Raw genomic sequence first — 14,194 nt, 5'->3', positions numbered from 1 at the left:
ATGACCGCTGCCCCAACCGCCACCGCAAAGCGCCTGATCATCACTTGTATGAAGAACGAAGGTCCCTTCATCCTGGAATGGGTCGCCCACCACCGCGCTATCGGATTTGACCATATGCTGGTTTTCACGAACGACTGCGACGACGGCACGGTTGAACTGCTGGATGGGCTGGCAGAGCGCGGCTATGTCACCCGCATGGACAACCCCTATCAGGAGATGGGGAGCGGCTATAACCCGCAAAAAGGTGCGCTCAAATACGCCGAGAGCCTTGATCTGGTCCGCAACGCAGAGTGGGTTCTTGTCTCCGACGTCGATGAATTCGTCAATATTCACGTCGGGGATGGGGATCTCGACAGTCTCTTTGCCGCCACCAATGATCCTGACATGATCTCCATGCAGTGGCGCCTGTTCGGCAACAGCTTTCGAGACAGCTACAGCGACGTACTTCTGACGCAAGAGCACAGCTACTGCGCGCCAAAATACTGCCCTGCTCCGATCCAGGCTTGGGGCATCAAGACGATGTTCAAGACCGCTGGCGACTATGTTGCTGGCGCCTATGACCGCATCGGTGTCCACCGCCCGCTGAAGCGGCGCATTGCAGATATGCCAATCTGGGTTGCGGGTACCGGCCGACCGGTGCCCGAGGATATGGCAGATCAGGGCTGGCGCTTTGGTATTCGCGACCATGGCTATGACATGGTCACCCTCAACCACTACGCTGTGCGCAGCACCGAAAGCTTTCTCGTCAAACGCGACCGTGGCCGCGTCAACCATGTGGAACGTGATCAGGGGTTGGCGTATTGGATGCGCATGAACTTCAACATGGAGCAAGATACCTCCATTCAGCGCCGCCTCTCCGCCACGAAAAAAGAGCTAACACGGCTCAAGCGTCTTAAAGGCATCAAATCACTGCATGAGGCCGCCGTCACCGCCCACCGCAGCAAGATCACAGAGCTGATGGCCCGTGAGGATATGAAGATATTCTACGAAGAGATCACCTCGCCCAAGCTGACGCTTCTGTCACGGCATCTGAACTTTGTCTCCCGTGCACAGTTCAACGACGGCCCCGATGCGATTTCTGCCGACCTGATAGACCGGCTGGAACAGGTTCCAGTGCTCTAACATCAGGATCAGAGATTGGCACCCACCGCCTCTTACGTCGATTTCAACCGAAACCGCTGGATCTTGCCGGTTTCGGTCTTGGGAAGGGCGTCAGTATAGACGATGTCGCGAGGGTACTTATAAGGCGCGATGGTTGCCTTGACGTGATCCTGCAGCGCCTTGGTCAGGACCTCCGACGCCTGCGTACCCCCGGTCAGCACCACATGGGCCTGCACGATCTCCCCGCGCGCATCATCACTGGCGCCGATCACCGCACATTCCGCCACCAGCTCATGGGACAAGAGCGCCGCCTCGACCTCGGGACCCGCGATATTATACCCGGCGGAGACGATCATATCATCGTTGCGCGCGGCAAAATGCAGATAGCCGTCAGCATCCATCACAAAACTGTCGCCCGTAATGTTCCAGCCATCCTTGACGTATTCGCCCTGCCGCGCATCCGCGAGATAGCGGCAGCCGGTGGGTCCCTTGACCGCCAGGCGACCAACCTCTCCGCGCGGCGCTTCATTGCCATCCTTGTCCAGAACCCGCACCTGATAGCCCTGCACAGGCTTACCGGTGCAGGCGGGGCGATGGTCGTCGAACCGGTTGGAGATGAAGATATGCAGCATCTCCGTCGCCCCGATCCCATCCAGCATCGGCTTGCCAGTCTGGGCGATCCATTCGTCATAAACGGGTGCTGGCAGGGTTTCCCCGGCGGATACCGCCGCCCTGAGTGATGACAGATCCGCCCCCTCCTCCATCGCGCGCAGCATCACCCGATAGGCGGTCGGCGCGGTAAAGCAGACGGTCGCCTTATACGTCTCGATAATCTCGATCAGATTGGGCGGCGAGGCATTCTCCAGCAAGGTCGCCGCGGCCCCAAACCGCAGCGGGAAAATCGCCAGCCCACCCAGCCCGAACGTAAACGCCAATGGTGGAGACCCGACAAAGATATCCTCAGGCGTGACCGCAAGCACCTCCGCCGCATAGCCATCGGCAATCATCAAGAGATCGCGGTGAAAATGCATCGTCGCCTTCGGTGACCCCGTGGTGCCTGAAGTAAACCCCAGGAGAGCCACATCATCTCGGCCCGTTGCCACCGCCTCGAACCGCACCGGTTTTTCCAGCGCCAGCCGGTCCAGTTCCGCATCGTGGTTGGAGGTGCCGTCGAACCCAACGACGGACTTCAGATGCGCCGAGGTTTTGGCACAGGCCACCAGTTCCTCCATCAGCCGTGTATCACACAGCGCATGGCTGATCTCTGCCTTGTCGATGATCTTCGCCAGCTCACCTGCCCGCAGCATCGGCATGGTGTTCACCACCACAGCGCCCGCCTTGGTCGCCGCCAGCCAGCAGGCCACCATCGCCGGGTTATTGGCGGAACGGATCAGCACCCGGTTGCCGGGCTGCACCCCCAGATCCTCGACCAGCACATGGGCAAGCCGGTTAGTCCAATCCGCCAGCTCCTTGTAGGTCCGTCGCCGCCCATTGCCGATCAGGGCGGTATGATCCCCGAACCCTTTCTCCACCATGGCATCGGTCAGTTCCACCGCCGCATTCAATCGCTCAGGGTAGGCGTATTCGCCGGTCAGGAACTCCGGCCACTGATCCGCTCGGCGGCAGGTTATCACGGGTGAATGTATCGATATGTGCGCTTGGACCCAGCATCTCAGGCTCCCTTCTGGAATGTGGAAATCGCCTGACGGGCAATCACCACACGTTGGACGTCAGATGCCCCTTCGTAGATCCGCAACGCTCTGATATCGCGGTAGAGTTCCTCCACCTTCTGACCCTGCCGCACGCCATCTCCGCCATGCAACTGGACGGCTTTGTCGATCACCTTCTGCGCCTGATCGGTGGAGAACAGCTTCGCCATCGCGGCCTCCCGGGTGATGCGCGCAGCACCACTGTCCTTGGCCCAGGCTGCGCGATAGACCAGCAGGGCACTTGCATCCACATCCAGCGCCATATCTGCGATATGTCCCTGCACCATCTGCAGATCTGCCAGCGGCGCCCCCTGCACATGGCGGCTTGTCACGCGTGCCAATGCCTCATCCAAGGCTCGGCGCGCAAACCCCAGTGCGGCCGCCGCCACGGTGGATCGGAACACATCCAGCACCGACATCGCAATCTTGAAGCCCGCGCCCGCCTCGCCCAGCACTGCGCTGCGCGGGATCCGACAATCACTGAACCGCAGGGTCGCAAGAGGGTGTGGCGCCAGCGTCTCCAACCGTTCCACCACTTCAAAGCCCGGCAGCCCTGCAGGCACAACAAAAGCCGAGAGCCCCCTGGCCCCCGGCCCCTCGCCGGTACGGGCAAACAGCGTATAGACATCAGCAATACCGCCGTTGGAGATCCAGGTCTTCTCACCATTCAGAACATAGTGATCCCCATCCCGCACCGCGGTCATGGTGGAATTGGCTACATCGGATCCTGATTGCGGTTCGGTCAGGGCAAAGGCTGAAATCGCCTTGCCGCTGCGTGTGAGCGGCAGCCATTCCGCCTGCTGTGCATCAGTCCCAAACAGTGAAATCGCCCCGGTTCCCAACCCCTGCATGGCAAAGGCAAAATCCGCCAGCCCATCGTGGCGGGCCAATGTCTCTCGGATCAGGCACAATGTGCGCACGTCCAGCGCCTCGCCGGTCATGGCACCGGAATGCTGCGCCCAGCCCGCAGACCCCAAGGCCGACACCAGCGCGCGGCAGGCAGCATCAGTATCGCTGTGGTCAATATCTGCCAGCGCGTCCTGTGCCCAACTGTCCAGATCCGCCGCCAGTGCGCGGTGGCGGTCCTCAAAAAACGGCCAGCTCAGAAAGGTCTTATCCGCCATATCGCTCCTCCCGGCAGCGGCATCCGCCGCCTGTCATCTTTCTCCAAATACTCCCGCCGGAGGCCACCGCACCCTCCTCCGGTGCTGCGGCCTGCAAGGGCCAGATCAATCCCCTTCGAACAAGGGCTTTTCTTTTTTTACAAAGGCTTGGTAGGCACGTTCGAAATCAGCGGTCTGCATGCAAATCGCCTGCGCCTGTGCTTCTGCCTCGATGGCCTGCTCAATCGACATCGACCACTCCTGTGCCAGCATCGTCTTGGTCATCATGTGACCAAAATTCGGCCCCGCCGCGATCCGCTCGGCCCAGCTGCGTGCCTCACCCAGCAAGGCAACTGCCGACACCACCTTGTTGTGAAACCCCCAGGCCTGCCCTTCCTCAGCGCTCATCGACCGCCCGGTATAAAGCAGTTCTGCCGCCCGTCCCTGGCCAATGATGCGCGGCAGGATCGCACAGGCCCCCATGTCGCAGCCCGCCAGCCCAACACGGGTGAATAGAAACGCCGTCTTGGTGTCCGGCGTGGCGATCCGGATGTCCGACGCCATAGCAATGATCGCGCTAGCCCCCACGCAAACACCGTCCAGCGCTGCGATGATCGGCTTGCCGCAATTCACCATTGCCTTGACCAGATCGCCGGTCATCCGGGTAAAGGCCAGCAACTCCTTCATCGACATTCTGGTCAAGGGTCCAATGATATCATGGACATCGCCGCCAGAGCTGAAGTTGCCGCCATTGGGCGCAAAGATCACCGCTTTCACATCGTCGTCATAGTGCAGGTCGCGAAACCAGTCCCGCAGCTCTGCATAGCTGTCAAAGCTCAGAGGGTTCTTTCGCTCGGGGCGGTCCAGCGCCACGGTGGCGATACCGTCCTCAACACTGCACAGAAAATACTTGGTATCCGTCGAAATCATTTGTCGCGTCCTTCATTTTCAAGCCGTCTGGCCACCTGATCCAACGCATCAGAGAGCGTCTGAACCTCGGCTTCGGGCACGCTGTCAAACATCTGGTCAATCCAGGCCTCATGGGCGGCGGCCTGACGGGAAAATTCCGCGATCCCCGCCTCCGTCAGCCTTACCCGGCTGGCACGGCGATCTCCGGGACCTTCTCGCGCTGCACATGGCCGTCATCCACCAGCCGTTCGACGATCCCGGTGACATTGCCATTGGACACTTTCAGCACGCCAGACAGCTCGCTCATCTTCAGCCCATCAAGATGCTGGCTCAGGGCTGCCATCACGTCAAACCGCGGCAGCGTGGTGGTAAATTCCTGTCGCAGGTTCTCGCGAATTTCGCTTTCAACGGCGCGGGTTGCCTTGAGCACTTTCAGCCACAGCCGCAGCCGGTCTTTGGAGCGGTCGGTTTGCATCAGATCTCACCTCCGGTGATGGGCAGCGCGCTGCCATTGATGGACGCTGCTGAAGAGGAGGCAAGGAACAGCGCCGCATCCGCCACCTCTTCCGGCTGGATAAAGCGGCCTTGCGGGTTGCCTGCGCGCAGCGATTTTGCCGCCGCTTCCTCGCTCATCCCGGTGGTGGACACAATGGTCGCAATCGAACGCTCAAGCAGCGGCGTCTCAATGAAACCCGGACAAATTGCATTTACGGTGATCCCACTGCGCGCCAGTTCCAGCGCCAGCGACCGCGTGAGGCCCAGAACCCCATGTTTTGCCGCGCAATACCCCGAAACATAAGGATACCCCTTGAGCCCGGCAGTTGAGGCAACGGCAATCATCCGCCCCCAGCCTGCCGACTTCATATCAGGGAGCGCGGCCTGCCACAGGTTGAACACCCCCGACAGGTTGACAGCCAAAGCCGCCTCGAAATCCGCCAGATCCATCTTGGCAAAGGGTTTCGACGGCGCAGCACCTGCATTGGCAATAGCAACACTCACCGGCCCATGCAGCTGTCGCGCCGTATCAAGTGCCGCCCGCACCGCCTCTGCCTCGGTCACGTCACAGGCAACTGGCAGGGCGCCCGTTTCAGCGGCCACCTCCTGCAGCGGTTCGATCCGCCGACCAAGTAGCGTGAGCCGCGCGCCGCGCCCGGCAAAGCTGCGCGCCAATGCAGCGCCAACACCGGAGCCACCACCGGTGATCACCACATGTTTGTCCGCTAGCTCTCTACCCGCCAGATCGCTCATGCCCGGATCACCTCTGCATCGCGGTCTGCCAGACGCCAGGCCTGATCCCGCCCCGCCAGATACGGCAGCGGCCAATCTGCATGACGGTCGCCGATCCGGCTTGCCTCATGCAGGGTCCAATAGGGATCCGCCAGATGCGGACGCCCAACACAGACCAGATCGGCCCGCCCGGCCATCAGGATGGAATTGGCGTGATCCGCCTCATAGATATTGCCCACCGCCATGGTCGCGATCCCGGCATCATTGCGGATCCGGTCCGAAAACGGCGTCTGGAACATGCGGCCATAGACCGGCTGCGCCTCCGTTGATGTCTGCCCCGCAGACACATCGATGATATCCGCCCCCGCCGCGGTGAAGGCCCGTGCGATCTCCACCGCCTCCTCTGGCGTCACCCCTTCATCGCCAACCCAATCATTGGCGGAAATACGGACGGACATTGGTTTGTCCGCAGGCCAAACCGCGCGCATGGCGTCAAACACCTCCAGCGGATAGCGCAGCCGGTTCTCCAGCGACCCGCCATAGATATCGGTCCGAATGTTGGATTTTGGAGAAATGAAGGAAGAAATCAGATAGCCATGCGCCGCATGGAGTTCGATCATGTCAAACCCCGCCCGTTCAGCCATCTGCGCTGCGGCAACGAATTCATCCTTGATTGCGTCCATTTCCGCCCGCGTGATCTCCCGCGGGGCCGGGTTGCCATCAGACCACGCAATGGCCGAGGCGGAGACCGTTTCCCAGTTCCCGTCCCGCAGCGGTGCGTCCATGGTCTCCCAGCCCAATTGGGTGGATCCCTTGCGACCGGAATGGCCAATCTGACAGCAGATCTTCGCGTCGGTCTCAGCATGAATAAAATCCGTCAGCCGCGTCCAAGCCGTCTCATGCTCTGGGGCGTATAGGCCGGGACAGCCGGGCGTTATCCGCCCTTCAGCCGAGACACAGGTCATTTCGGTATAGACCAGACCCGCGCCCCCCTTGGCGCGCTCACCGTAGTGAATGAGATGCCAATCGGTCGGACAGCCATCCTTGGCCTTGTACTGCGCCATTGGCGACACGACGATGCGGTTTTTGAGCTGCATCTCGCGCAGTTTATAAGGCGCAAACATTGGTGGACGGGTCGGCGCATCTGCGGGTGCTCCGGCAGCCTCCTGAAACCACCTCTCCGCCGAGGCGAGCCAGTCTGCATCCCGCAGGCGCAGGTTTTCATGGGAGATCCGCTGCGACCGGGTCAGCAGCGAGTAGTTGAATTGCACCGGATCCATATCCAGATATCGCTCGACCTCTTCAAACCACTCCAATGAATTGCGCGCCGCCGATTGCAGCCGCAACACATCCAGCCGCCGCTCCTCCTGATAGCGCACAAACGCCTGTTCCAGCGTCGGTTCGGTCGTGATGAACTCTGCCAATGCAATCGCACTGTCAAACGCAAGCCGGGTTCCCGAACCGATGGAGAAATGGGCCGTGGCCGAGGCATCGCCCAGCAATACTACGTTTTCATGGTGCCAAGTCTCACACAGAACCCGCGGGAAGTTGATCCACACCGCAGAGCCGCGCAGGTGATCGGCATTCGAAATCAGGGAATGCCCGTCCAGATGATCGGCAAAGATCTCCTCGCAGGTCCGCAGGATCTCATCCTTGCTCATCGCCTCAAACCCCCAGTTTTCCCAGGTCTGAGCAGAGCATTCGACAATCACCGTCGCAGTCTCGGCATCAAATTGATAGGCATGGATCCACATCCAGCCGTGCTGTGTCTTCTCAAAGATAAAGGTGAAGGCATCGTCGAATTTCTGCTTCGTGCCCAGCCAGATGAATTTACACGGGCGCACATCGACGTTGGGCTTGAATTGGTCCGCAAATTCACTGCGGACGCGGGAATTCAACCCGTCACAGGCCACCACCAGATGATAGTCCGCCTGATAGGAGGCTGCGGGCCCGACTTCCGTTTCAAACTGCAGATCAATGCCCAGTTCGCGCGCCCGCTCCTGCAGGATCACCAGCATTGCCTTGCGACCAATCCCGGCAAACCCATGCCCACCTGAGACGGTCCGCGCGCCGCCATGCACCACCGCGATATCATCCCAATAGGCAAATTTATCGCGGATCTGCCCGGCGCTGACAGGATCGTTCGCAGTCAGGTTCTCAAGCGCATCATCAGACAGCACAACGCCCCAACCGAACGTGTCATCCGGTTTGTTACGCTCAAAAACCGTGATTTCAGCATCAGGTTGGCGCAACTTGGTTGAGATCGCAAAGTAGAGGCCAGCCGGGCCGCCTCCCAAACAGGCGATTTTCATGATGCCACTCCCCTATTGCTGTCTGAACTGCAAACAGGATAAGCGGATCGCAATAAACTTCAAGCTTAAACTTTTATACTTGAAGCTTTTACCAATATGACTGATTTCCTCCGTTAAGGGAATATTCACCCAAACCTGAAAAACTGCGATCTGCGGCAGGACACCCCGGGTTTTTCGGGGCCTATCGGTACGCGGGCGATAAATCCGCCGACATACCACCGCATATTCTCTCTATATTTCAGCTATCTAGGCACCATAGTTGATGTTGAGAACTTATTAAACCTGCCCCGTCCCCTCGCGAATACGACCTCATTTAAATAAGCGATATCAACAACATAGATGTATTTCTAATACACCGTCACGCCTGTGGATAAGTACGGGGGTAACCTAAGAGCTCTCAACCCTTGCGCGACCGGATCGCAAACCTCGCGAAACGTGGAATATTATCAGCATCCTGCAAGGCGATGCACAATTTTCAAAATTTTTATTGGATATTTTCAGCCAAAAAATCGCTATCCATCAAATGTGGGTTGCGATGATTTCGATAATTTATCCACAGACCACCACGCAAGGACGCCCATAGGCTGCAATCCGCAGGCAAAGGCAGCCGTAAAAAAACCGCACGGGTTGGGCCGCGCGGTTTTTGGTTTCTAACCCTCGCTGTCTTGCAAGGTGTTCAGAGCTCTCGCAGATACTGCATGACCGCCGGGCGCACTGTTTGCTCCCCCCGGTGCCGGGCGTCGGCGATGATTTTGCGGATGTCATTCAGATCCACGCGCATCAAAAGTGATTTCACCGGTCCGACTGAGGCCGGGCGCATGGACAGCACCCGCAACCCCATCGCGGCAAGGCAGACGGCCTCAATCGGGCGGCCAGCATCTTCGCCACAGAAACTGAGCGGTGTTCCGGATTTCTCACAACGTTCAACAATCTGTGCGATGAAGCTCAGGAAGCTGACATTCAGCGTATCGTAGCGCTTGCGCACCCGCTCATTCTCGCGGTCAGCGGCAAAAAAGAACTGCTTGAGGTCATTGCCACCAATCGACAGGAACTCAACCTCGTCAAAAAACTTCTGCGGCGCAAAGGCGAGAGAGGGGGTCTCCAGCATCGCCCCGACTTCCAGCTTCTCAGGCAGAGGATGGCCCAGACGGCGCTCCCGTTCCAGTGTTTTGGCAACCTCAGCCTTGGCGTCGCGGAACTCCTCAAACTGGGCCACAAACGGGAACATCAGCGTCAGGGGACGCCCATTGGCGGCCCGCATCAGCGCCTGCAGCTGCATCCGCATCACACCGGGCTTGTCCAGACCAACACGGATTGCCCGCCAGCCAAGCGCCGGATTGGGCTCATCCGTCGGCTTCATATAGGGCAGCACCTTGTCCGAGCCGATATCCAGCGTGCGAAACACCACCCGCTTGCCGCCCGCCGCGTCCAGCACCCGCTGGTACAGCGCCACCAATTCTGAACGTTTGGGCATCTGATTGCGAACCAGAAACTGCAGCTCGGTGCGGAACAGGCCCACACCCTCGGCGCCGGAATTTTGCAGGGACGGCAGATCCGCCATCAACCCGGCATTCATCAGCAGATGCACGCGGCGGCCATCCCTGGTCAGCGCCTGTTTGTCCCGGATCGAGGCATAGCGTTCCTGCGCTTTGGCCTGCATGGCAATCTTATCACGGAAGGCGCCGACAACGGTATCATCGGGACGCAGATGCACCACGCCCTGCTCGCCATCGACCATGATGTGGTCGCCGTTCAGCGCCTCGGTCGTGATACGTTTGGCATGGACCACCAGCGGAATTGCCAGTGCGCGGGCGATGATCGCCGCGTGGGAGCCGACAGAGCCTTCCTCCAGCACGATACCACGCAGATTGCGGCCATATTCCAGCAACTCTCCCGGACCGATATTCCGCGCAATCAGAACAGGATCATCAGGCAACTCGGCGCCCGTCTCGCTGCCCTGCCCGGTCAGAATGCGCAGCAGACGGTTTGACAGATCATCCAGATCGCTGAGACGCTCGCGCAGATAGGCATCCTGTACCTGGCCCATCCGGGCACGTGCCTGCGATTGTTCTTTTTCCACAGCGGCTTCTGCGCTCAAGCCCCGGCCAATGTCCTCTTCCATCCGGCGCATCCAGCCCTTGGAATTGGCAAACATCCGGTAGGCTTCCAGCACCTGCAACTGTTCTTTGTCGCCGGTCTGGGTGACCTCCAGCATCTTGTCGACACCCACGCGCAGTTCCTCAACCGCTTCATGCAGGCGCTCCAGCTCGCGGTGGGGGTCGTCGGCAATCGGATTGGTCACCACAACGCGCGGCTCGTGCAGCCAGACATGGCCCTCAACAGCGCCTTCCTGTGCGATGGTGCCGCGCAACAGGACCGGCTGCTGGTGCAACGGAGACAAGGCCGCGCCTTCGCCGACAAAAGCCCCCAATTCGGTCATCTCGGCGATGACCATGGCCACCACCTCCAACGCATAAACCGCGTCAGAGGAAAACTCACGCCCCTCTTTGGACTGCACCACCAGCACGCCCAGCATCTCACCCAGACGCTGGATCGGCACGCCAAGGAAAGAGGCAAAACGCTCCTCTCCGGTTTCCGGCATATAACGGAAGCCTTTGGCATTGGGCGCGTCAGGCGTGTTCACCACTTTGCCATAGCGCGCCACACGGCCGACCAGCCCCTCGCCGATCCGCATGCGCGTCTGGTGCACGGATTCGACGTTCAGTCCCTGCGTCGCGCAAAGCTCAAGCGTCTCGTCATCGCGGAACAGATAGACCGAGCACACCTCGCTGTGCATGCTGTCGGCGATCAACTGAGTGATCTTGTCCAGACGGGCCTGACCGGCGTCATCACCGGCCATCGCCTCGCGCAAGCGCATCAATAAGTTGCGACTTTCGGATTCGGTCGTCTTTACCATGGGGGCCGTTCACACAGATTTCGGTGTCAGGCGGCCAGGTCCAGATTAGGCCGCCTTGTCCAATTCAAACGCATCATGCAGTGCTTGCACCGCAAGTTCCATGTATTTCCGGTCGATCAGCACCGAAATCTTGATTTCGGAGGTGGTGATCACCTTGATGTTGATGCCCTCGTCCGACAGCACCTTGAACATCTTTGCCGCAACCCCAGATTGCGAGCGCATGCCGATGCCAACCACAGAAACCTTGGCGACATCACGGTCTGCCAGCAGCTCCGCATAGTTCAGCTCGCCCTTTTCCTTCACCGCCTGCAGCGCCTGCTCGGCGCGCGCAACCTGATCGGTCGGGCAGGAGAAGGTCATATCGGTGCGCCCCTCATCAGAGATATCCTGCACGATCATATCGACATTCACGCCCGCTTCGCTCAGCGCGGTGAAGATATGCGCCGCGATACCGGGACGGTCGGCAACCGACTGGACGGTCAGCTTGGCTTCGTCACGGGAATAGGCCACACCGGCCACAACATTGGATTCCATGATTTCCTCCTCGTCGCAGACCAGGGTTCCGGCCTCGTCGGATTGTTCCTCGAAACTGGACAACACGCGCAGTTTCACCTTGTAGCGCATCGCCAGCTCAACCGAGCGGGTCTGCAAAACCTTGGCGCCCAGCGACGCCAGCTCCAGCATTTCCTCAAACGCGATCTTATCCAGTTTGCGCGCCTTGTCGCAAATCCGCGGGTCAGTGGTGTAAACCCCGTCCACATCGGTGTAGATATCGCAGCGCTCAGCCTCAAACGCCGCCGCAAAGGCCACGGCAGTGGTGTCCGACCCGCCCCGGCCCAGCGTGGTGATGCGGCCCTCGGGGCTGATCCCCTGAAAGCCTGCAACGACAGCCACACGCATGCCTTCGCCAAATTTGGCGTTGATGTTTTCCGGCGGGATTTCCTCAATCCGCGCCTGGCTATGGGCGCTGGTGGTCTTCAGCGGCACCTGCCAGCCCTGCCAGCTGCGCGCCGGGATATCCATCTCCTGCAGGGTCAGCGCCATCAGCCCGGCGGTGACATTCTCCCCCGAGGACACAACCGCATCATATTCGCGCGCATCAAACAGCGGCGAGGTCTCATTGACCCAGCCTACCAGCTCATTGGTCTTGCCCGACATCGCAGAGACGATCACGATCACGTCGTAGCCCTTGGCCACTTCGACACCAACGCGTTTGGCAGCGCGGCGGATGCGGTCCAGATTGGCGACAGATGTGCCGCCGAATTTCATCACAAGAACGGGCATTGGGCAAAACTCTCCGTGCGCTTGCGGGTTTCAACTCCCCGCCTCTTATGCGAGCGGCCCCAAGAGGGCAAGCCTGCGGATTGTAGCGATACACATAGAAACGCAGGGGCAACACGCAATATTGATGCGCCGGACGTGTCCGTGACGGTCGATCTGCCTAGTTGCGCCAGAACCGGATGGTCAGAATGGCGTAAACGGCCATCAGTTCCAGCCGACCGATCAGCATCGCCGCACTCAGAATCCACTTCGCCCCGTCGTTCAGCGTCGAGAAATTGCCCGCTGGTCCAATCCGATCGCCAAGGCCGGGGCCGATATTGGCCACAGCCGTTGCAGCACCAGACACCGCAGTTACAAAATCCAACCCCGTCAGGGCCAGCGCCCAGGCCACGATCCCCAGCGTCACGACAAAGAACATGAAAAAGGAAATCACCGAGCTCAGCACCTCGGCGTCCACCGTGCGCCCCTGATAGCGCGGCACAAACACCCCATGTGGCGAATGGATCCGCTGGATCTGCACTCGGATTGAGGCGAACAGCAGCTGATAGCGGAAGATCTTGACCGAACAGGCAGTAGAGCCCGCACAGCCGCCGATCAAACCGATGAAAAAGAACAGCATGACCAGAAAGCTGCCCCACTGCATATAATCGACACTGGCGTAGCCGGTGCCGGAAATGATCGAGGTGATGTTGAACAGTGCTTCGCGCACGGCCTGTTCCGGGTGATGCGGGAAAACGTAGACCAGCACACAGGCGGTCACCACCACCAGCAGGGCAATCGTCGCCAGAAACGCGCGGATCTGACTGTCACGAAACAGTGGTTTGGACTGGCCGTTGATCATCTGCACATAGCGCACGAACGGCAGCGCCGCGAGGATCATGAACACTGATGCCGCATATTCAGGTGCGCCCGTGAAGGTGCCGAAAGACGCATCATAGTTTGAAAACCCGCCGGTCGAACAGGTGGTCAGTGCGTGGACCAGCGCGTCGAATGGCTCCATTCCCAACAGCATATAGACCACCATGCAGGCGATGGTCAGCCCCACGTAGATCAGTGAAATCTGCTTCGCGATCGCCTGCGCGCGGGGCAGGATTTTACCCATGGTATCAAAGGCTTCGGAGCGGAAAATCTGCATTCCACCGACCCGCAACTCGGGCAGGAACACCATCGCGACCACAATAATTCCGATGCCGCCCAGCCATTGCAGGATACCGCGCCACAGCAACAATCCGCGCGGCAGATCGTCCAAGCCGGAGATTACGGTGGAGCCAGTGGTCGTGAGGCCCGACATCGCCTCGAAAAACGCGTCGACAAACCGCAGCTCGGTGGCGCCCAGCATCAGCGGGATGGCCCCAAACAGCGGCAGCGCCACCCAGACCAGCGTGGTCAGCAGAAAGGTCTGCTGAATGGTCAGCCCCTCACGCACCCCATTGGCGCAGGACAGCGCGATCAGCCCGCCGCCAAGGATGGTGATCACCGCGCTTTCGAGGAAAACCGGCCACTCCCCCTGCCCGTCGTATAGATCGACGGCCAGAGGAAACACCATGGTCGCCCCAAGAATGGCCACCAACAGGCCAATGACATATCCAACCGGACGCAGATCCAACATGGGCGCAGCGTTGGCCTGCCCCGCAC

8 protein-coding genes and 2 pseudogenes are annotated in these 14,194 nt (G+C 59.8%); 1 reads left to right on the top strand and 9 read right to left on the bottom strand.

The window, feature by feature from the left end; translation table 11 throughout:
* Positions 1 to 1,122, top strand: a complete 1,122-nt coding sequence (locus L0Z65_RS02820; protein ID WP_405110583.1) for a glycosyltransferase family 2 protein — start codon at positions 1 to 3, stop codon at positions 1,120 to 1,122.
* Positions 1,123 to 1,154: 32 nt separating this feature from the next.
* Here the strand turns inward: L0Z65_RS02820 and L0Z65_RS02815 are convergent.
* From L0Z65_RS02815 to L0Z65_RS02775, 9 genes and pseudogenes are all read right to left on the bottom strand, one after another.
* A pseudogene (locus L0Z65_RS02815) lies at positions 1,155 to 2,772 on the bottom strand (AMP-binding protein).
* 1 nt (position 2,773) lies between these two features.
* Complete coding sequence (locus L0Z65_RS02810; RefSeq protein ID WP_405110580.1) at positions 2,774 to 3,934, bottom strand: acyl-CoA dehydrogenase family protein; 1,161 nt, start codon at positions 3,932 to 3,934, stop codon at positions 2,774 to 2,776.
* Between the two features lie 105 nt (positions 3,935 to 4,039).
* Positions 4,040 to 4,843 carry an enoyl-CoA hydratase family protein gene (locus L0Z65_RS02805; RefSeq protein WP_405110578.1) on the bottom strand — a complete coding sequence of 268 codons (804 nt, stop codon included), beginning with the start codon at positions 4,841 to 4,843 and terminating at the stop codon, positions 4,040 to 4,042.
* Positions 4,840 to 5,297 (bottom strand): annotated as a pseudogene (locus L0Z65_RS02800) (MarR family winged helix-turn-helix transcriptional regulator). Before L0Z65_RS02800 ends, L0Z65_RS02805 begins: the two are co-directional and overlap by 4 nt.
* On the bottom strand, positions 5,297 to 6,070 hold the full coding sequence (locus L0Z65_RS02795; protein ID WP_405110575.1) for an SDR family NAD(P)-dependent oxidoreductase: 774 nt from the start codon (positions 6,068 to 6,070) through the stop codon (positions 5,297 to 5,299). Before L0Z65_RS02795 ends, L0Z65_RS02800 begins: the two are co-directional and overlap by 1 nt.
* Complete coding sequence (locus tag L0Z65_RS02790; RefSeq protein WP_405110572.1) at positions 6,067 to 8,361, bottom strand: bifunctional salicylyl-CoA 5-hydroxylase/oxidoreductase; 2,295 nt, start codon at positions 8,359 to 8,361, stop codon at positions 6,067 to 6,069. Before L0Z65_RS02790 ends, L0Z65_RS02795 begins: the two co-directional genes overlap by 4 nt.
* Before the next feature lie 676 nt (positions 8,362 to 9,037).
* Positions 9,038 to 11,278 (bottom strand): phosphoenolpyruvate--protein phosphotransferase, encoded by a 2,241-nt coding sequence (gene ptsP / locus L0Z65_RS02785; protein WP_040170305.1) that lies wholly within the window; start codon positions 11,276 to 11,278, stop codon positions 9,038 to 9,040.
* 45 nt (positions 11,279 to 11,323) lie between these two features.
* On the bottom strand, positions 11,324 to 12,562 hold the full coding sequence (locus L0Z65_RS02780) for an aspartate kinase (protein WP_040170303.1): 1,239 nt from the start codon (positions 12,560 to 12,562) through the stop codon (positions 11,324 to 11,326).
* A 157-nt stretch (positions 12,563 to 12,719) separates the two neighbouring features.
* Positions 12,720 to 14,168: a TrkH family potassium uptake protein gene (locus tag L0Z65_RS02775; RefSeq protein ID WP_096871776.1), complete on the bottom strand. Its 1,449-nt coding sequence runs from the start codon at positions 14,166 to 14,168 to the stop codon at positions 12,720 to 12,722.
* Positions 14,169 to 14,194: the final 26 nt, after the last annotated feature.

The sequence above is a fragment of the Phaeobacter sp. BS52 genome, from assembly GCF_045040595.1.
Classification (GTDB): Bacteria; Pseudomonadota; Alphaproteobacteria; order Rhodobacterales; family Rhodobacteraceae; genus Phaeobacter; species Phaeobacter piscinae.
The sequence above is the reverse complement of the archived record's forward strand: the minus strand, read 5'-3'. Positions and strand labels throughout refer to the sequence as shown.